The organism is Alicyclobacillus acidiphilus NBRC 100859 (genome assembly GCF_001544355.1).
Taxonomy (GTDB): domain Bacteria; phylum Bacillota; class Bacilli; order Alicyclobacillales; family Alicyclobacillaceae; genus Alicyclobacillus; species Alicyclobacillus acidiphilus.
Map to the genome: position 1 here is coordinate 1 of NZ_BCQI01000034.1, position 20,474 is coordinate 20,474.

Genomic DNA, 20,474 nt, shown 5'->3' on the forward strand with positions numbered 1-20,474 from the left:
CTCAGAGACGCTTATTTTCCCCATTTTGTCTGTTTTTGTTCGAATAAGCGGCCCACGGCCGCCTATTCGTCCCGCTCCATTCGATCTGCTCCATGTGCGGCGAGTCGGAAGCCGCGCGAGGTGACAAAGTGGCATCGGGACGGCATGGGCAGGCGCGATCGGGCGGATCGCGGGGGCGGCCCGGGTCGTGGGCGGCTCGCAGTGTGGCGTGTGGCGTGTGGTGTGTGACGCGGCAAATAAGCAGCCGTGGGCCGCTTATTTGTGTCGAATCGTCTGATCTGCGATGGACAAGCGGCCCAGGGCCGCTTAAATCGCTCCCAAGGGCCACGCTCCACCCGATTTCGGAGAAATAAGCGTCTCTGAGACGCTTATTTTCCCCATTTTGTCTGTTTTTGTTCGAATAAGCGGCCCACGGCCGCTTATCCGCCGCTCTTATCCGCCGCTCTTATCCGCCGCACCATCCGCCCCACACCATTCGCCGCGCACCATTCGCCCCACACCATTCGCCCCACACCATTCGCCGCACACTCCATCCCGCAGCCCTCAGCGGCTCATCCGTCCAGTTCGGCTTGTAACCGCTCCAAGGCCATGGCCGCCTCTTCCCAATTTTGCAGAGCTTCCTCCTGCGCGGTGTGCAGTTGTTCCAATTCCTTCTCCAGCGCGTAAATGCGCTCGACGTCCTGGGCTTGCGCGGCATCGCTGAGGGCTTGGGCCGTTTCGGCTATCTGGGTTTCGATCTCGGCGGATCGGGTCTCCCATGTTTCGACTGTCGCTTCGAGTTTGCGAAGCTCACTGGAGCGGATCCGGCGCCGCCCGCTTGTTGCGGATGCCTCGCTGGGACCGGCGGTTGGTGGATTGCCGATGGGGGTCTGGCCCGCAAGACCAGTTGACTCACCCGCAGCCCCGGCCGTCGGGGCCGCTCGCCTTGTGGGCTGCCTGCTGGGCTGGCTCTGTCTACCGCGAGCCGCCTCTTCGTCGCTGCCTTCGCCGACCTCGTCCTCGATATTCGCCATGCGCTCGTTTTCCGCGACTTTGTCGCGGTAGTCGGAGTAGTTGCCGATGTACCAGTCGAGGCCATCTTCGTTCAGGACGGCGACGTGTGTGGCGATCGCGTCGATAAAATAGCGATCGTGCGAGATAAAGAGCAGGGTTCCTTCGTAGCCGCGCAGTGCCCGTTCGAGCGATTCCTTGGAGGGAATGTCGAGGTGGTTGGTCGGCTCGTCCATAAAAAGCGTGTTCGCCCGCTGCAGCATGAGACGGCACAGGTTCAGGCGGCTGCGTTCGCCGCCGCTGAGACCGGCGACAGGTTTGTCGACGTCCTCGCCGCGAAAGAGAAATTGGGCGAGTGCGCTGCGAACCGTTGTCCGATCCAGGCGGGGATATTCGTCCCAGACTTGAGCGAGGACCGTTTTTGATTCGTCGAGATCGGACTGCTCCTGGTCGTAGTAGCCAATTTGGACGTGTTGTCCGAACTCAATCGTGCCAGCGAGCGCGGGAAGTTGGCCGAGCAAAGTCTTGAGCAGGGTACTTTTGCCGATCCCGTTGGGGCCCAGGATGGCCAGGCGCATTCCGCGTTCGAGGCGGAACGAGATGTGGGAGGCCAACCGTTTGGTGCCGTAGCCGACGGCGAGATCGCGCACCTGCAGCACGTCTCGGCCCGATGGCCGAGTGGGTTCAAACTGCACATGCACTTGGGCCGAGTCTCCGAGCGGCCGTTCGATGCGTTCCATGCGCTCCAGCATATTGCGCCGACTCTGGGCGCGTTTGGTCGTCGACGCCCGCGCCAAGTTCTTTGCCACAAACTCTTCGAGTTTCGCAATTTCCTCCTGTTGCTGGGCGTACTTTTTCGCCTGCTGAATCCGATCCATCATCTTTCTATCGATATAGGCAGCGTAATTGCCGGGGTAGTGGCGGGTGATCCCGCGTTCGAGTTCCACGGTCTGGTTCGTGATTTCGTCTAGAAAATAACGATCGTGGGAGACCACGAGGATGCTGCCGCTGTAGCCTTTCAGGAACGACTCCAACCAGGTGAGCGTCTCCGTGTCCAGATAGTTTGTGGGTTCATCCAACACGAGCAGTGTTGGTTTCGCAGCCAGCAGGCGGGCCAAAGACAGCCGGGTCTTTTGGCCGCCGCTCAACGACGACACTTGCTGTCCATGCATGGCGACAGGGAACTGCAGGCCTGAGAGGACCCGCCGAATGTCGGTCTGCCAAGCGTAGCCGCCGGCATCCTCGAACGCTCTGGACAACTTGTCGTACGCGGTGCTGACCTCTTCGAACTTGATTGGATTTTCATATATTTCTGGCGACGCCATCTGCGCTTCCAGTTTGCGCAGCCGAGCTTCCATGTCGCGCAATTCGCGCTGAGCTTCGGCGACGAATTCATAGACAGTCAGATGATCGTCGACGTCGACGAATTGCGACACATAGCCGATGGTGACGTCCTCGCGCTTCGTGATGAGACCATCGTCCGCTGCCTCTTCGCCTGTGATGATGCGGATGAGCGTCGATTTGCCAGCTCCGTTTCCGCCGACCAACCCCACCTTGTCGCCGTCGCGGACGATAAGGGACGCGTCGTACAGGACATCAACGGTGTCGTAACTCTTTTTGATATGGCTTGCCTGTAAAACAATCATATGCGATCCCCTTTGTCCATACACTCTAGCAACGCCTCTGACATTTCCACAAGGAGGACTTGCGATGTCCATTCCGTCGTTTCCGTTGCCAAATGGTTTTGGTTGGCAATATCACTTTATCCTATGGATTCAATCATTTCACACGCCACTGTTGGATAAACTAGCGACTTGGCTGTCCTGGTTAGGCACTGAGTCTGCCTATTTGATTGTACTGCCCATTCTCTTCCTCGCAGTCAATCGAACGCTCGGCATGAGATTGGCTTATGTGTTCGTCACCAGCATGTTCGTCAATGCCTGGTTGAAGGACGCGCTCCAAATTGCTCGACCCATCGGGGTTCCAGGTATTCGTTCTGGTTATATCAGTTCCGCAACCGGTTTGTCGATGCCAAGCGGCCATGCGCAAGGCACGATGACCTTCTTCGCAGGTATATCCAAATGGACCAAGCGCAGGTTCGTGATGTGGCTTGGGATTGTGCTGGTCGCGGGCATTGGCCTTTCACGAATCTATCTCGGTCTGCATTGGCCGCTCGACGTGTTGGTTGGATGGGGTGTCGGGCTGGTTATCGGTGTCGCGGGCTGGCAGATCGGGCGATGGTGGTCATACAGGCAAGTTCCTTTTGCTTACGCCGTGGCGTTCGCCGTCCTCTTTCCGGGCCTGCTGTTGACCGTGGACCATCAGGGGGCCGCGGGGCAATACGCCTTGTTCTTGCTGGTCATGGGCTTGGGGAGCGTCTTTGAGCGTCGCTATCTGAACACGCGGATCGACGGTGTGTTTTGGAAGCGGATCTGCGTGGCCGTGATCGCGCTGGGTGGGATCGTTGCGATACAATTAGGACTAAAGGTGAAATTGGAAGACGTGCCGTGGCTCTGGATCCGCGACGGACTGATTGCGCTGTGGGCCACCTTCGGCGCACCGTGGGTATTTTTGAAGCTCGATCTCTATCGAAGAGAGGAAACAGAACCGTTTGGCAGTTGACAAGACCCAATTGCGAGATCACTTTCGACAAGTTAGGATGAAACTCATAGAAACGGAGCGGCACGAGCGGACGCGGCGGATCGAAAGGGCTGCGTTTGCATGGCTCGCCGCCCATCTGCGCGAACAGGCCAGGGAGCCTGGGCGTGATCGGATCGTGGCAGGACTGTACGCTCCGATGCCTGGAGAAGTCGATTTGCTTGGATTCGCGGCACGCCTTCGCGATGAAGGGGTGGCGATTGCGTTTCCGAGAATCCTTCCGGGGCGGCAGATGGTGTTTTGCCTCGTCGATCGGTACGAGTCGATGCTCCCCGGGCCGTATGGTATCCTGGCGCCGACGGACGAACATCCTGTGCTGCCAAAACAAGCGATTTCGGCGATCTTTGTCCCGGGACTGGCGTTTACGCGAGCCGGCGTCCGACTCGGGTATGGCGGTGGTTACTACGATCGGTATTTTGCTGGCATCGGCGAACCGCCGTGGCGCATCGGGGTCTGTTATGAAGATCAAGTCGCAAACGAATTGCCGGAGTCGCCGCACGACGTCCGCATGCACTGGCTGTTGACGGATGGAGGGATGGTTCGCTGTCAAACACGTGTCTGACAATCGTTCTCGCCGGTGGCCAAAGTCGCCGGATGGCCGAACTGGGTGACAAACTCCTGCTGCCGAGAGACGGCTCTGGACAGCCAATCCTCGCGCACGTCGCACGAGAGGCCGCAGGTACCGGAGCGGAAGTGGTGATTGCGTACGGGCGTGAGGAGGTTCGCCAAGCCGTCGCGCCGTTTGTTCCATCGCAAACGAGATGGCTGAAAGACGTCGTTGCCTGGCAAGGCCCTCTCGTCGCAATTGCCAATGTCTTTCGACAATTTGAGGAAATGTCCGCAGACGCGGAGGATGTCGCGGAATGCTTCCATGTTGTCGCGGGTGATCTGCCGGGGTTGCAGTCGGCGATGCTTCGCCGACTGTCCCATCGATTGCGATCCGGATCGTCGGACGTCGCGGCGTACGTTCGCGACGGGCGGCTGCAACCGCTGATTGCGGCCTACCGCTGGCACGTTGGACGACGTTTCATCGATGCGGTAGAGCGGGGAGAGACGCGGATTTTGCGCGTCCTGGACGACGTTGCCGTCGATCCTGTGGCGGTATCGGCGGCCGAGGCGTGGCGTCTGGAACCGGTCCACACGCCAATCGACTACCGAAATTGGGAGATAAGGAGGAGCGCGCGTGAAACGCCTTGAGGTTCGGGTGGAGGATGCAATCGGGCTTCAACTGGCACACGATATGACCAGAATCGTTCCTGGTTCGTTCAAAGGTGCCCAGTTCAAGCGAGGCCATGTGATTCGCGAAGAGGACATTCAGACGCTGCTGGACATGGGGAAGCGCCACATCTACGTCCTGGAATTGGATGACGGCGAACTTCACGAAGACGACGCTGCGCAAATCATGGCCAAAGCCATAGCCGGCCCCGGCGTCACACTCTCGGATGTCGAGGAAGGCAAAGTGGTACTGAAAGCCAAGACGGACGGCATGCTGTGGGTTGACGCGCGGCGGGTGACCGCGATGAATGGCATTGACGAGATCGCCATCTCCACACGGCGGCCGTTTGCCCACGTGAAGGCCGGCACGAGCGTCGCTTCCGTCAGGCCGATTCCGCTCGTGATCTCCCGGCACAAGGTGACGGCCATCGAGGTCCTGGCCCAACGCGCGCCATCCGGGAAGCCGCTCGTCGACGTGCTGCCGTACGAGCCGCAAAAGGTCGGTCTCGTCACGACAGGCAGCGAAGTGTTGACAGGGCGGGTGACGGATCGGTTTGGCCCAGTTTTGCGGGAAAAACTCGCGGTATACGGCATTGAGGATTTCGATCAGGTTTTGGTCGGCGACGAACAAGCCGAAATCGAGCGGGAAATCGTCCGCTTTTGCGACAACGGCGCCACGCTGGTGCTCGTTTCGGGCGGCATGTCGGTCGATCCCGACGATCGTTCGCCAAGCGCCATCCGCGCCGTCGCCACCGAGGTCGTTTCCCACGGCACACCGATGATTCCCGGCTCCATGCTGATGTTGGCGTATCGCGACAATACCGCCATCTTCGGCCTGCCCGGCGCTGTCATTCACGATCCCGTCACGTCGTTCGATCTCCTGCTGCCCCGCGTGCTCGCAGGCGTTCGCGTGCGCAAGAAGGATATTGCCGCACTTGGCGTCGGCGGTTGGCTGAACGAATGACGCGGGATGGAGCGGGAACGGGGCCCGGTGCGGGAAAGGAAGCGGGAGCCGGTACGGGAGCGCCTGCGCGCGGCGGCCGAGACGGAAGCGACGGCCGCATGGAAGGCCCGCGGGTGATTGGCATCATTGGCTACCAGGATGCCGGGAAGACGACGGTGGCCGAGGCCCTCATTCGCATGGCTTCCGCGCGGGGGCTGCGCGTGGCGTTGATCAAGCACGACGGGCATGCGGACGACGGGCGCACGCCCTCCTGGGAGAAGCCGGGATCGGATACGGAGCGAGCCGCGGCAGCGGGCGCGCGGTGGACGATGATCGCCAGCCGCGGCGGCTGGCTGTTGCACGATTGGACGGCGTCTGAGCAAGATGCCGAGCAGTGGCTCGGCGTGTTGCGTCGATCCGTGGGGCATGCGTGGGCCGAGATCGACCTGATTGTCGTGGAAGGCGCGAAACGGAGCCCCTTCCCGAAGGTGGCCGTGGTGCGCAATGACGCCGAATGGACCCGCTTGGCAGCCGCCTCGCGCGGCGTGGTGGCGATCGTGACGAGTGAAGACACCCGCGATTGCAGCGGATCCGGCGGGCGGCAGGCAGTCGGTGAGCGGCAGGCAGTCGGCGAGCGGCAGGCAGTCGGTGAGCGGCAGGCAGTCGGTGAGCGGCAGGCAGTCGGTGAGCGGCAGGCAGTCGGCGTGCCTGTGTTGCGGCCCCACGAGGTCCAGGAACTGCTGAATCTCGTTCTTGCCTCGGCTGTCACCGTGGTAAGAGATTGACGTTCGCGATCGACTCCGCCGTCTTGGAGGCTTTCCATCGGCTCGCGGCTAGATAAGCGGCTCAAGCAGGCTTATTTGCGTCGAATGGGCGGACTTGAGGAAAATAAGCGGCCAAGGAACGCTTATTCGCCCTGAAAGGTCCGGAACGGACCGGTTCCAAGCCAAATAAGCGGCCGAGGGCCGCTTATTTCGCCGCGGATGTTTGGATTCGACACATTTAAGCGGCCGAGGGCCGCTTATTTCGCCACCTTCGATCCGTCGTCGTGGCTCTACGACCTGGACTTCGCCACTGGGACTCCGCCGTCTTGGGGGCTTTCCATCGGCTCGCGGCTAGATAAGCGGCTCAAGCAGGCTTATTTGCGTCGAATGGGCGGACTTGAGGAAAATAAGCGGCCAAGGAACGCTTATTCGCCCTGAAAGGTCCGGAACGGACCGGTTCCAAGCCAGATAAGCGGCCGAGGGCCGCTTATTTCGCCGCGGATGTTTGGATTCGACACATTTAAGCGGCTGAGGGCCGCTTATTTCGCCACCTTCGATCCTCCGTCGCCTTCGATCCGCCACCTTGGCCCCACACCTCCCCCGGCCACCCCACGCGAACTCTAAAGTTGAAAATCTTTTCTACAACGTGTTGCACTCTTTGAATCGAGAGATTATTATAGACCTTGGTGTTAGCACTCGTTGACGTTGAGTGCTAACAAATGAAGAATTTCAAACCATCAGGGAGGTTGTTCACATGCTGAAGCCGCTCGCTGATCGCGTTGTGGTGCGCCCAGTAGAACGTGAAGAGAAAACTGCTAGTGGCATTTTCCTTCCGGACAACGCCAAGGAAAAGCCGCAAGAAGGCGAAGTTATCGCTGTTGGACCTGGTAAGGTGGAAGACGGCAAGCGCGTGGATCTCGAAGTGAAGGTCGGGGATCGCGTGATCTATTCCAAGTATGCTGGCACAGAAATCAAAGTGAACAACGAAGAAGTATTGGTTTTGCGTGAAAGCGACATCTTGGCAATCGTTGAGAAGTAAGTCGACTACATAAAACATCAGGGAGGTATCACGGATGGCAAAGGAAATCCGCTTTGGAGAAGAAGCTCGCCGTGCGATGCTGCGCGGTGTCGACGCACTGGCTGACGCGGTCAAAGTCACCCTTGGACCAAAAGGCCGCAACGTCGTTCTCGAGAAGAAGTTTGGTTCGCCGCTCATCACCAACGACGGTGTGACCATCGCGAAGGAAATTGAGCTCGAAGACGCGTACGAGAACATGGGTGCGCAACTCGTGAAGGAAGTCGCAACCAAGACCAACGACGTCGCTGGTGACGGAACCACGACTGCTACGGTATTGGCTCAAGCGATGATCCGCGAGGGTCTGAAGAACGTCGCTGCCGGCGCAAACCCGATGGTTCTCCGTCGTGGTATCGAAAAGGCTGTTGCAGCTGCTGTTGAAGAGATCCAAAAGATTGCGAAGCCGGTTGAGGGCCGCGAGAATATCGCGCAAGTCGCAGCTATCTCCGCTGGTGCGGAAGAGATCGGTGTGCTGATTGCGGACGCGATGGAGAAGGTTGGCAACGACGGTGTCATCACTGTCGAAGAGTCCAAAGGTATCCAAACCGAGCTCGAAGTCGTCGAAGGTATGCAATTTGACCGTGGTTACACCTCGGCGTACATGGTTACCGATACGGACAAGATGGAAGCCGTGCTCGACGAGCCTTACATCCTCATCACCGACAAGAAGATCAGCAACATCCAGGAAATCCTGCCGGTTCTGGAACGTGTTGTGCAATCCGGCCGTCCGCTCCTGTTGATCGCTGAAGACGTCGAAGGTGAAGCGCTGGCGACCTTGATTGTGAACAAGATTCGCGGAACGTTCAACGCTGTTGCTGTGAAGGCGCCTGGCTTTGGAGATCGCCGCAAGGCTATGCTGCAAGACATCGCAGCCCTGACGGGTGGCCAAGTCATCAGCGAAGAACTCGGTCTGGAACTCAAGAACACGAATATCGATCAACTTGGTCGCGCACGTCAAGTTCGCGTCAGCAAAGAGAACACCATCATTGTCGACGGCAGCGGCGACAAGGCTGACATCCAAGCTCGCATCAATCAGATTAAGGCTCAAATCGAAGAAACGACTTCTGATTTCGATCGCGAGAAGCTCCAAGAACGTCTTGCCAAGTTGTCCGGCGGCGTAGCTGTCATCAAGGTTGGCGCAGCGACGGAAACGGAACTCAAAGAGAAGAAGCTCCGCATCGAAGACGCGCTCAACTCGACGCGCGCAGCTGTCGAAGAGGGTATCGTTCCTGGCGGCGGTACGGCATTGGTCAACGTCGTCAAAGCGCTTGACAGCGTGACGGCAGAAGGCGACGAACTCACTGGTGTGAACCTGGTCCGCAAGGCCCTCGAAGCACCTGTTCGCCAAATTGCTGAGAACGCTGGCATTGAAGGCTCCATCATCGTTGAACGCTTGAAGAGGGAAGCTGTCGGCTTCGGCTTCAACGCTGCGACGGGCGAATGGACCGACATGCTGAAGGCTGGTATCGTCGATCCGGCCAAGGTAACGCGTTCCGCACTCCAGAACGCTGCGAGCGTCGCTGCTTCCTTCCTGACGACCGAGGCAGCCATCGCCGACAAGCCGGAGAAGGAAAAGGCAGCTTCGGCGCCAGGCGGTATGGGCGGAATGGACGGAATGATGTAATCTGCTCCACACATTGGCGACGAGATCGCGATCTCGCCGCCAATCGTCCGGGGGCTGCCATTGGTGAGCGTTGCTGCCGCCGATGGCAGCCTTTTTCGCTGGAACGGACAGAGCCGAGATCGAAGGGCAGGCGGGCTTGATGATCTCGACTGATCAATTCGATGTTTTTCACTTTAGATTTGTTAGTTGCAACAAAAAATTCACTAATTGCAATTGCGTATCACTCTAACGCCATGGTATGGTTAAGATGGTCTTTCGAGTGTGGAAATACTCATTACTCATCACCCGCGCAAACTACCCCTTCACAATAGAATATTTAGAGACAAAGGAGAGAAAACCACATATGCAAACCAGAGCAAATTCGACGGCTGAGGTGCGCGTTGCTCCGGTCTTCGGTGTCATGTTGGCGGGTGCGTTCGTCGCATTTTTGAACCAAACCTTGATCAATGTCGCGTTGCCGCAGATTATGGATCGACTGCATATTTCAGCGACGACAGGCGATTGGCTGACCACGATTTTCCTGTTGGTCAACGGTATTGTCATCCCTATCACCGCGTTTCTCATTCAACGCTTTACCACTCGCCAACTTTATCTGACTGCGCTTGGCCTCTTTACGCTCGGTACAATCGTGTGCGGAATCAGTCCTACATTCGGCGTGCTTCTTGTAGGGCGTGTCATTCAGGCAACTGGTTCAGGCGTTCTCATGCCAGTCATGATGAATACCATCTTCCGGCTGTTTCCAGCGGAACGGCGCGGTATGGCGATGGGTATTTTCGGAATCGCGCTCAACTTTGCGCCGGCTGTCGGTCCTACCTTGTCCGGGTGGATCGTGCAAACCTATTCGTGGCGAATCCTGTTCTTCATCATCGTGCCGATCGCGCTGATCGACTTCATTCTTGCCATCTTTCTGATGCGCAATGTCACGGTCACCAGTCGACCGAAACTGGACGTGTTTGGCGTGGTGCTCTCGACGTTGGGCTTCGGTGGACTGCTGTACGGCTTCAGTGAAGCGGGAACGGTTGGTTGGAGCGGGATCGACGTGATCGCAAGCTTGTGCATCGGGGCGGTGAGTCTGATTGGGTTGGTACTGTGGCAATTGCGCACGGACACACCAATCATGGAATTCCGGATTTTCCGCTATCCGATGTACGCATTGACGACCGCCATCAACGTCATTCTGTCTGTGGCGCTGTATTCCGGCATGATTTTGATGCCAATTTACATGCAAAACGTTCGAGGGTTTTCGCCGCTTCTGTCAGGTTTGATGCTGTTGCCAGGCGGTATTTTGATGGGTGTGATGTCGCCGATCACCGGGCGTTTGTTTGACAAGATCGGCGCGCGCTGGCTCTCTGTTGTCGGCCTCGCGATCACGATTGTCACCACGTTCGCCTTGACCCGGCTGCACACGGATACGACGTTCCTGTATTGCACCGTCGTGTACACGCTGCGGATGTTTGGCATGTCCATCATGATGATGCCGCTCATGACCGCAGGCTTGAACGAATTGCCGCTGCGTCTGAATCCATATGGCACATCGATGCTCAACACGCTGCGTATGGTCTCTGGCGCCGTCGGTATGGCGCTATTGGTCACGGTCATGACGGATCGGGCAAAGACACATGTGAAAGACATTATCGTTTCGCAGCACATATTGCCAACCGATAAACTCGCCATGGCGCACGCCACGGCGCAGGGTACGGTCATGGGCATCAACGACGCGTTCACGGTCGCGGTCTTCACGACCATCGCCGCCTTCTTGATGGCGTTCTTCATTCGCAAGACATCGCCAGCAGAGGATTTTTTGGCGAAGAACGATGCGCCGCGGCAACCGGCCCCGCCAACCGCCGCCCCTGCCGTAGCCAGGGACTGAGCGGACGGGGCTGGCGGGCAGCCATCGCGATCGCGCCGACCGGATGTGCCGGTGCTGGCGTGATCGCGGGCGCCGGAGGAGCCGGAGAGCCGGAGAGCCGGAGAGCCGGAGAGCCGGAGAGCCGGAGAGCCGGAGAGCCGGAGGAGAACAAGCCGCCGTCAGCCGCTTAAACGTGTCGAATCATCTTATTGGCGCCGAATAAGCGGCCCACAGCCGCTTAAGCCGCTGAAATCGCTCGGTTTCGGTGGCGCGGAGTCAAATAAGGGGCCCAGAGCCGCCTATTTGCCTTCGACTCGGCCAGTTCGCGGAAATAAGCGGCCCTCGGCCGCTTATTTGCCCCTCCACCGTCACCCACCTTCGCGATCGCGTTGCTTAGCCGGCCCGTGCCCCGGGCCGCCCCCGCGATCGCGCTGTCCAGCCCGCCCTCAACTTGCGAAAAAGGATGTCAGTTTGGCCAAACGGCCAACCTGACATCCTTTTCCTGTACATCCAGCCGCATCCCCAGCTCGCCACGGCCCCATCCGTTCCCGGCCGCGTTCGTGTCCCCAGCCCCGGCCCTATCATGCCGAATTTATGATTCCACTTGCGAATTCGCGCCGTCCTGACTGCCATCCAACAACAGCTTTGGTGCGGTCGGCGGGGCGGACATCGATGCTTCTAGGCTATCGACCTGCAGTGATACACGGTTCCAATCCTTCTCGATCTTCAACCGCTCTTGAAGGGCTTTCAGCCGTTTGCGATACTCGCGCGTCTCTTCGAAGGTGACGCCGTACGACTTGAGGCTCAGCACGTGTTTCATCCGCTTCTTCGCGGCGCGGTATGCCGCGCGCTGCAACTCGTACGGGGCTGCTTCTTGGTGGGTGGAGATGGCGAGATCGATACTATCGAAACAGAGTTTGGCCATCATCGAAAATTCGAATTGGCACATCATGCAAAAACGCAATTCGGATGGCATCCGGCAGCGTTTGCACTTTTTCGCGCTCTTTGGAAAAGGTTGACCTCCGTAAAGCGGTTGCGGCGTTTCTTTGCCGATGGACAGTTGCAGCAAATCTGAAGAGGTCTTCTCCATGGCGGCGATTCCTCCAAAACAGTTAGGACTTATCTTGCGGGGCGAGCCCCTATGCACAAGATATACGAGTTATCTCAAAATCTGGCGGTTTATTCAGGAAGACGACAAACCGACACAGCGATTGGAATGAAGTGTTGTTCGCGAATGCGGTCCAAGATTGTCTTTTCCATTGTGATAGTAGCAAATTGAGAGCTGTTTTGCGAAAGGGGTTTTTTCCATGACTTCCAGAGATCTCGAACGAGGTGTACGGCCGTCCCAAGCAGGTCAGAAAGAAGCTCAATAAAATTACTCCTTCCATATTCGCTTTGATTGCCATGGATTGGCCATCTTGCCGACCAACACCGATGACGTCGTTGACTGGCGCGAGAACGAGTACTCAAGGTCACTATATTCCTTCGGTGTCGCTAGATATGATTCCTGCGCCGTGCGGGAAGCCGCGGCCAAAAAGGATCGAGTGTATTGTAAGTTTGATGTGATTTTCCATAGCCTTACAAAAAGCGTTTTGATAGTATGGTAATTGAGATGATATCAGGATGGGAGCACCGATGTGACTGACGCACGTTCGCACGTTTTATTCGATCGCGTACATGAAGAGTTGGATCCGGTTATCCGGAACATCCAGCAGGTGATTGTTGGCAAGGATTCCGTCATTCGCTTGGTTCTCATCGCCTTGCTGGCCGATGGGCACTGTTTGATTGAAGATGTCCCCGGCGTCGGGAAGACGATGCTCGTCCGGGCCGTGGCGGTGACGCTTGGCTGTCAATTTCAGCGTATACAATTTACACCCGATCTGCTGCCGTCAGATGTAACGGGTGTATCGATATACAATCAGAAGTCCGGGGTGTTCGAATTCCGCAAAGGGCCTATCTTCGGTCAGATTGTCCTAGCCGACGAATTAAACAGGACCTCTCCGAAGACTCAGTCCGCTCTGCTTCAGGCGCTGGAGGAGCACGCTGTGACAGTGGATGGGGAAACGCACGCGCTGCCGAATCCATTTTTCGTGCTGGCGACGGAAAATCCGATTGATTTTGAAGGGACGTTCGCGTTGCCGGAGGCACAGCTTGATCGGTTCTTGCTCAAGTTCTCCATCGGGTACCCGAGCCCTCAGGACGAATTGCACATGTTGGCCGCGCAACAACGGAGCCATCCCATTGAGACGTTGCAGCCGGTGACTGACCCGGACGCCATCTTGCGTTGGCGTCAGCGGGTTCGGGAAGTGCGAGTCGATCCGGCGCTGCTCAGCTACATCGTGGATATTGTGGGGCGGACGAGATCGCATCGGGACATCGCCCTTGGCGCGAGCCCGCGGGCGAGTCTCGCGCTGCTTCGGACGGCTCGCGCGGCAGCTTTCCTCGCCGGGAGGTCGTACGTGGTGCCGGACGATGTGAAATTTGCGGCTCCGTACGTGTTGGCCCATCGGCTCCGCCTGACGGCGGACGCGCGGTTTTCCGGCGCCGATGCCGCCCATGTTCTCGACAGCATTCTTCAGCAAGTCCCGATTCCCGCATCCGCGGGAGCGTGGTCGTGATGCGGCTGCGGCAAGTTGCGCTCGCACTGTTGTTGGCGTGTTGCGCCGTTGGCTTGTACGTGTTTGGCCGCGTGACCGGCGGATTTCTTGCGTGGTTCTTGTTCTATGTGTTCATCACCGGGATCGCGTATGAATGGGCCACCGCTGTCCTGACGTTTTGGGGCGTGTCTGTTGAAATCGAGGCGCCGCGGCAGGCGTTGGCGGGCGATCACGTCACATTTTCGATTGTCGTTCGCTTCGCCAACATCTGGCCAGTCTTCTGGCTGCGCGCGTATGAAGTGGTTCCTGTGAAATGGCGGCTGCACATGGAGAACAGTGCGCCGACGGTGGTTCCGTTGTGGCGGCGAGAGGTCACCCTGCGCTACGTTGTCAAAGATGTGCCGCGCGGCGTATTCCGTGTCGGCAACGGCCTGATTGAGTCGGGCGATTTGTTTGGACTGAGTCGCGTCCGCCGCAAGGTGCCGGAAGGACCGATGGTGATCGTCTTGCCCAAAGCGGTGCCTGTTCGTGGATGGAATATCTCGGCGGCGCACGGCGGAGGTGAACGCCGGTCCCTGCAACACAGTCCGGACGATATTCACCAGGTGATCGGCGCGCGTCCGTATGAACACGGCGACAGACTAAGCCGGATTCACTGGCCAGTCAGCGCGAGGTTGGGCGCGTTGCAGGTCAAGGAGTTTCAGGGCCACCTGAGCTCGGATGTCGTGGTGGTTCCGGACTGTTCGGCGGGATCGTACGCCAAGTTGAGCGGGGCGTCGGGCGTCTTCGAACTTGCGATGCAAACCGCCGCCTCGCTGCTGCGGCACGCGTACGGATCTGGGCGGCGATGCGGCTTGGTTGCCGCGGCGGATCCGTACGTCGAGGTGTCTCCCGCCAACACCATGGACACGCTCGAACGCTGTATGTACACCTTGGCCGCGATGGAGCCGGTCCACCCAGGCCACGTTGTCGAACTGCTCGAACGCGTCCGGCAGATGAACTTGCGCCATGCCGTGTTGGTCGTGGTGTCGCCGAGGATCGACAGGGACGTCGCGATCGCGCTGACCAATCTGCAGAGCCAGCACGCTGTACAAGTATTCGTGCCGCTCGGCTCAAATGTCGGGATCGAGTCTGCGCGTCTCGAGCGGAACCGCCTGCAGGCGATGGGCATCGACGTGCATCTGATCCGCAGCGCCGCCGATCTGTCGCGGCTTTCGGGAGAGGGGGGAAGGTATGGTTCGACTTCGATCTAGCAGATTCATCACGTTGGCGGCACGGGCGTGGCTTACCGCGTTGTGGGTGTATCTGCTGATTGTGCCCATGGCTTCCCTCGGACTCGTCTCTGGTCCGCGCACGTTCATGGTGCCTTTGGCCATCTTCGCCCTCAGCGCGTCGCTGCCATGGTTTTGGTTGAGAGCTGTCGTCGCCGTGATCGTGCCCTTGGGCTATGTGGACGTCTACTGGCGCGAGGCGCCAAGCGTGTGGACGGGTGTCTGGCCCGTCTCCAAGACGGTTTGGAGCCAAGGTGTGGGCCTGCTTCACGGCCTGCCGATGCAGGATCCGCTGCAGACGTTCCTGTTTCTATGGCTGTTGCTGTTTGTCTACTGGCTCGTTGTGTTTGCGAGTCGGCACACCGCGCTGTGGGTGTTTTACAACATGCTGTCTGTGGCCGGGCTGTCCGTGCTGGACGCGAACACGTCTATCCACCCAAACATCCCCCTCGTCGTCATGATGGTTCTGTTCTTGCTGGTGCTCGGCATCAATCACTTCGATGTCATTGCGACGCCCTCGTCCGGTCGAACGGCGGTTCGATTTTTCACGCCATTGCTCGCGCTGCTGGGCGTGATGCTGGGTATCGCCGTCGCTTTGCCGAAAAGCCAGTCGACCTGGGCGAATCCGCTTCTGACCGGCCCTGGCGGCAGCGATTCGACCGCGGTTCGGATGGTCGGCTACCAGCTCAACGACGAGCGGTTGGGCGGATCGTTCGTCGGCAACGACACGCCGGTTCTCACGTTGACCAGTCCGCAGCCGACATATCTTCGCGGACAGACGCTTTCGACATACACGGGGAAGGGCTGGGTATCCGCTTCGCTGACCGCTGCCGACGTGCAGCAGCAGCGGGTTGGCCAACCGATTTCGAAGTTTTCGATCTCGGCCTTCCACCAACTGCCGACACAGACATTTCAGCAGACCGTCACGCTGGAGTCGAACGCCGTCAACACGACACGCCTGCTCGGCGGCTACGCCATCTCGAAAGTCGTTCGGTTGCCCGGCCTCTACGGCGGACAGTTCGTCGAGGACCTGGTGCAGGCGAACATTCGCGCGCCGCAGTTGTCGGCGCACCAGAGCTACTCCGTCGTGACCAAGGAACTCGAGAGTCCCTACAGCGTCCTCGCCAACGACGAGACGCCGTTTCGTGCGGAGGCGGCCAAGATTCCTGCGGCCGTCCGAGCCAATGATTTGCAACTGCCCGCGACGCTGCCGAAGCGCGTTGCCGCATTGGCGAAACAGATCACCGCGTCCGCCCATGCCACGTCTGAATACGACATGGTCGACAGCCTGGTTTCGTATCTGCAATCGCACGAAGTGTATCAGACTACCGACATTCCTGTGCCAGGCCCGAATGAGGATTACGTGGATCAGTTTTTGTTTCAGACGCATCGTGGCTATTGCAACAACTTCTCCAGCGCCTTGGCGGTGATGCTCCGAACGCTCGGCGTTCCGACGCGCTGGGTCACGGGCTACGCGGTCAGCGCCGGCACGGAGACAGCGCCCGGACACAGCGACGAGTACATGGTGACGAACGACGACGCCCATGCCTGGGTCGAAGTCTATTTTCCGGACTACGGATGGATACCGTTCGATCCGACTCCGAATTTTCAAATCCCGTTCGCAGCCGCGTCCGCCTCGACGAGTCCGATCCCGGGCACGACCTCGCAGCCGCCGGCCAACGCGACCAAGCCGGCCACGACGCCTGGCGGCGCCAAGACGCCTTCAGGCGCGAGTGGGGCAAACCCTCCAGGCAGCGACACATCGGGGCATACGCCGGGCCTGCGCGGGGGGTGGCTGATGTTGGTCGCCGTGGTGACGGCCCTCGTTCTCGCCGGCGCCATCGTGGTGTACTATCGATTCTACCGAAGGGGTTTTGGCCTCCGTCGATTGGCGTCCAGGCCTGGCAAAGAGCCGCAGTGGGCGGTGAGGGAGGTGTGCGAGTTCTTGCTGTCCCAGATGCGGCGCAGATACCGCTTGGGCCGCGGTACGACATTGCGCGAATTGTGGCCAGCCTTGCGCCAATGCGATGTGAAGCTGGAGGAATTCGAAACTTGGTTGAAGACGGTCGAGGGCGTCCTGTACGGTGGCGCGGGACTGGACGAGAACGCGTCCGAGTTCGTGCGGGAAAAGGCTCTGGATTGGCTTCAGAGAGCCTCGCGCTCAGGCCGCCGACAGGATTCTCCGATTGACGACATAGAAACGAATCTATAGAATGAGTGCGTGATTCAGACTCCTCGTATAATGTCGGGAATACGGCCCGACAGTCTCTACAAGGCAACCGTAAATTGCCTGGCTACGAGGTCGGATGAAGTACGTCAGTCACAGACTTCGACTCCCAACGCCTGATTGTGGACCGAGTATTCGCGCATCCTAGCGATATCGGCCCACGCGGGCGGTGGGATCGTTTTGTTCCGACTGTCGAGCCGACCTTCGTGCCCGTATCTTGGGGGTAGAGGTCGGTATTTTTGTTTCGCTGGACAACCCCCACTAAAGGATGTGCCAACATGCAGGACCATGAGGTCGTCGCCGTACTCGATTTCGGCGGCCAGTACAATCAATTGATTGCGCGAAGAATTCGCGAGTTAGGCGTATTTTCCGAGTTGCTGCCGTTCGATGTGCCGCTTGCCGAACTGCGTCAAAAGCCCCTCAAAGGCATCATCTTCTCCGGGGGCCCCAACAGCGTCTTCGCGGAAGGCGCGCCAACCGTGGATCCGGCAATTTTCGATCTCGGCGTGCCGATTCTCGGCATCTGTTACGGCATGCAGTTGATTGCCAAGTTGTTTGACGCCGAAGTATCCCGCGGCGCCGTGCGGGAATACGGCCGGGCTCACATGCGGATCGAAGCGGGCGGAACCGCGTTGTTCGCGGGGCAGCCGGAGACGCAAAACGTCTGGATGAGCCACAGCGACGTCGTGACGCGCGTTCCAAGCCGCTTTCAGTTGGACGCGGTGACGGACTCCGGCACGATTGCCGCCATGAGCTGCCCAGAGCAAGGCATCTTCGCCGTCCAATACCACCCAGAGGTCCATCACAGCGATCACGGCACGGCTCTGCTGCGCAACTATCTATTCGAGATCTGTCGCTGCCGCGGCGACTGGACAATGCAGGGGCTGATTGAAGAGTCCGTCGCCAGCATCCGCGCCCAAGTCGGGAATGCCCGCGTGCTCTGCGCGCTGTCCGGCGGCGTGGATTCGTCGGTCGCGGCGGCTTTGGTGCATCGCGCCATCGGATCGCAGCTCACCGCGGTGTTTGTCGATCACGGCTTGCTCCGCAAAGGCGAGAGTGACGCCGTGATGCAGAACCTCGGCGGTCAGCTTGGCATCGACGTCGTCCGCGTCGACGCCCGCAATCGCTTCCTTGGCAAATTGGCAGGCGTCTCCGATCCCGAGCGCAAACGCAAGATCATCGGTGAAGAATTTATCCGGGTGTTCGAGGCGGAGTCCGAACGTCTGGGACCTTTCGACTACCTTGTGCAAGGAACCTTGTACACGGACATCGTCGAAAGCGGCACAAAGACGGCCGCAACCATCAAGTCGCATCACAATGTCGGCGGTTTGCCCGAAGATGTCCAGTTTCAGATCATCGAACCGCTGCGCGAACTGTTTAAGGACGAGGTGCGCAAGCTCGGCGAAGAACTGGGGCTGCCGAGCGAACTCGTCTGGCGGCAGCCGTTCCCTGGCCCAGGTCTGGCGATTCGCGTCATGGGCGACGTGACGGAGGAAAAGCTCGCTGTCGTCCGCGAATCGGACGCGATTTTGCGCGAGGAAATCGCGAAGGCGTCGCTCGATCGCGAGATTTGGCAGTACTTCACGGTCTTGACGAGCAACCGCACGGTCGGCGTCATGGGCGACGAACGGACGTACGCGCACACGTTGGCCATTCGGGCGGTCCACTCCCAGGAGGGAATGACGGCCGACTTCGCCCGCATTCCGTGGGACGTGCTGGCGCGGATCTCGACGCGCATCGTCAACGAAATCCCGGAGGTCAACCGCGTGGTGTACGACATTACGTCGAAGCCGCCTGCGACCATCGAGTGGGAATAGATGCAGGCCGACAGCCTGGCCGTTGTGAATGGTTCCGAACATTTTTGTTGAATTCGATAAAAATGTTCGGAACCAGGGCTGGTTCGTGTTACGATAGAGAGAGAAACAGGGGAAAACCCTCAACGAGCAGGAGATAGGAGGACGTGGCGTGATCGATAGATATAGCCGTCCGGAGATGGCCAAGTTGTGGACGTTGGAAGCGCGGATGAAATGGTGGCTTGAGGTCGAAATCCTCGCGGTGGAAGCGTGGGCCGAACTCGGGGAGATTCCCGTCGAGGACGCCAAGAAGATCCGCGAGAACGCCAAGTTTGATGTCAATCGGGTGCTGGAAATTGAACAAGAGACACGACACGACGTCGTCGCTTTCACGCGGGCGGTGTCAGAATCGCTGGGTGAGGAGAAGAAGTGGGTGCACTATGGACTCACTTCGACCGATGTCGTCGACACCGCGCTGTCCGCTCAACTTCTGGAACCGATGGAAATCATTCGCAAGGATCTGCAGAGTTTGTTGGCCACCCTTGAGGATTTGGCGAAGGCGCACAAGTACACCATGATGATGGGGCGTACGCACGGTGTCCACGCGGAACCGACGACCTTCGGCCTGAAGGCGGCTCTGTGGTACGCCGAGATCGAGCGCGATCTCGAGCGGTTCGACGCGGCCTGCGAACGTCTGCGCTACGGCAAAATCTCGGGCGCTGTCGGAACGTACGCGAATGTCGATCCGAGGATCGAAGAATCGGTTTGCACGCGCCTGGGGCTCAAACCGGCGCCAATCAGCACGCAGACACTGCAGCGAGATCGGCATGCGGAATTTATCTTTACACTCTCTTTGATTGGCACGACGCTCGATAAGATCGCCACGGAAATCCGCGGCCTGCAAAAATCGGAAATTCGCGAATTGGAAGAACCGTTCTACAAGGGGCAGAAGGGCTCATCTGCCATGCCGCACAAGCGCAACCCGGTTTCGTGCGAGCAGATTTCCGGGCTCTCCCGGGTGTTGCGCGGCTATGTCATTCCGGCGCTCGAAGACGTTCCGCTGTGGCATGAACGAGACATCAGCCACTCGTCCGTGGAGCGCGTGATCCTTCCCGATGCGACCATCCTGGTCGACTACCTCTTACATCGTATGAACCGCATTTTGACCGATTTGAACGTATATCCAGAGAACATGCGCAAAAACATGGAGCGCACGCACGGTTTGGTCTTTTCGCAGCGGGTCCTGACCATGCTTATCGATAAGGGATTGTCGCGCGAAACGGCGTACGACACCGTACAGCCGCTGGCGATGCAGGCGTGGGAAGAGGCGAGATCGTTCAAGGAACTCGTTCAGGCTTCCGAAACCATCTCAGAGACGCTCAGCCCGGAGGAGATCGACGCGTGCTTTGATCCGTCCTGGCACCTCAAACATGTGGACACCATTTTTCAGCGGTTCGGCTGGTGATAA

The 20,474-nt window shown here is 58.8% G+C and carries 15 protein-coding genes and 1 riboswitch; of the genes, 13 read left to right on the forward strand and 2 right to left on the reverse strand.

The genetic code is table 11. The features are described from left to right. Positions 1-551: 551 nt before the first annotated feature. Entirely contained in the window at positions 552-2,636 is a 2,085-nt protein-coding gene (locus AAC01S_RS12085; protein WP_067622589.1) for an ABC-F family ATP-binding cassette domain-containing protein, read from the reverse strand. Between the two features lie 64 nt (positions 2,637-2,700). Between AAC01S_RS12085 and AAC01S_RS12090 the strand changes: the two genes are divergently transcribed. From AAC01S_RS12090 to AAC01S_RS12125, 8 genes are all read left to right on the forward strand, one after another. Continuing rightward, on the forward strand, positions 2,701-3,612 hold the full coding sequence (locus AAC01S_RS12090) for a phosphatase PAP2 family protein (protein ID WP_067622591.1): 912 nt from the start codon (positions 2,701-2,703) through the stop codon (positions 3,610-3,612). 10 nt (positions 3,613-3,622) lie between these two features. Next, positions 3,623-4,210, forward strand: coding sequence for a 5-formyltetrahydrofolate cyclo-ligase (locus tag AAC01S_RS12095; protein WP_281178130.1), 588 nt, complete (start codon positions 3,623-3,625; stop codon positions 4,208-4,210). A 2-nt stretch (positions 4,211-4,212) separates the two neighbouring features. Next, on the forward strand, positions 4,213-4,845 hold the full coding sequence (mobA, locus tag AAC01S_RS12100; protein WP_281178131.1) for a molybdenum cofactor guanylyltransferase: 633 nt from the start codon (positions 4,213-4,215) through the stop codon (positions 4,843-4,845). Further along, entirely contained in the window at positions 4,832-5,827 is a 996-nt protein-coding gene (locus tag AAC01S_RS12105; RefSeq protein ID WP_067622599.1) for a molybdopterin-binding protein, read from the forward strand. Before mobA ends, AAC01S_RS12105 begins: the two co-directional genes overlap by 14 nt. Before the next feature lie 113 nt (positions 5,828-5,940). Continuing rightward, positions 5,941-6,591: a molybdopterin-guanine dinucleotide biosynthesis protein B gene (gene mobB, locus AAC01S_RS12110; RefSeq protein WP_169794042.1), complete on the forward strand. Its 651-nt coding sequence runs from the start codon at positions 5,941-5,943 to the stop codon at positions 6,589-6,591. A 733-nt stretch (positions 6,592-7,324) separates the two neighbouring features. Beyond that, on the forward strand, positions 7,325-7,609 hold the full coding sequence (groES, locus tag AAC01S_RS12115) for a co-chaperone GroES (RefSeq protein ID WP_067622604.1): 285 nt from the start codon (positions 7,325-7,327) through the stop codon (positions 7,607-7,609). Between the two features lie 34 nt (positions 7,610-7,643). Further along, a complete protein-coding gene (gene groL, locus AAC01S_RS12120; RefSeq protein WP_067622607.1) occupies positions 7,644-9,269 on the forward strand; it encodes a chaperonin GroEL in 1,626 nt (541 codons plus the stop codon). 343 nt (positions 9,270-9,612) lie between these two features. Beyond that, positions 9,613-11,139, forward strand: a complete 1,527-nt coding sequence (locus AAC01S_RS12125; protein ID WP_067622610.1) for a DHA2 family efflux MFS transporter permease subunit — start codon at positions 9,613-9,615, stop codon at positions 11,137-11,139. A gap of 571 nt (positions 11,140-11,710) precedes the next feature. Here the strand turns inward: AAC01S_RS12125 and AAC01S_RS12130 are convergent. Next, positions 11,711-12,208 carry a hypothetical protein gene (locus tag AAC01S_RS12130; RefSeq protein ID WP_174520850.1) on the reverse strand — a complete coding sequence of 166 codons (498 nt, stop codon included), beginning with the start codon at positions 12,206-12,208 and terminating at the stop codon, positions 11,711-11,713. Between the two features lie 547 nt (positions 12,209-12,755). Between AAC01S_RS12130 and AAC01S_RS12135 the strand changes: the two genes are divergently transcribed. The 5 genes from AAC01S_RS12135 (at position 12,756) to purB (ending at position 20,471) form a co-directional block, all read left to right on the forward strand. Next, complete coding sequence (locus AAC01S_RS12135; protein ID WP_067622612.1) at positions 12,756-13,736, forward strand: AAA family ATPase; 981 nt, start codon at positions 12,756-12,758, stop codon at positions 13,734-13,736. Then, positions 13,736-14,968, forward strand: coding sequence for a DUF58 domain-containing protein (locus tag AAC01S_RS12140; RefSeq protein ID WP_067622615.1), 1,233 nt, complete (start codon positions 13,736-13,738; stop codon positions 14,966-14,968). The genes AAC01S_RS12135 and AAC01S_RS12140 overlap by 1 nt, the downstream gene beginning before the upstream one ends. Beyond that, positions 14,949-17,198, forward strand: a complete 2,250-nt coding sequence (locus tag AAC01S_RS12145) for a transglutaminase TgpA family protein (RefSeq protein WP_067622618.1) — start codon at positions 14,949-14,951, stop codon at positions 17,196-17,198. The genes AAC01S_RS12140 and AAC01S_RS12145 overlap by 20 nt, the downstream gene beginning before the upstream one ends. 3 nt (positions 17,199-17,201) lie before the next feature. Continuing rightward, positions 17,202-17,303, forward strand: a riboswitch (purine riboswitch). Positions 17,304-17,491: 188 nt separating this feature from the next. Further along, on the forward strand, positions 17,492-19,030 hold the full coding sequence (guaA, locus tag AAC01S_RS12150) for a glutamine-hydrolyzing GMP synthase (RefSeq protein WP_067622620.1): 1,539 nt from the start codon (positions 17,492-17,494) through the stop codon (positions 19,028-19,030). A gap of 148 nt (positions 19,031-19,178) precedes the next feature. Then, positions 19,179-20,471 carry an adenylosuccinate lyase gene (purB, locus tag AAC01S_RS12155; protein WP_067622623.1) on the forward strand — a complete coding sequence of 431 codons (1,293 nt, stop codon included), beginning with the start codon at positions 19,179-19,181 and terminating at the stop codon, positions 20,469-20,471. Positions 20,472-20,474: the final 3 nt, after the last annotated feature.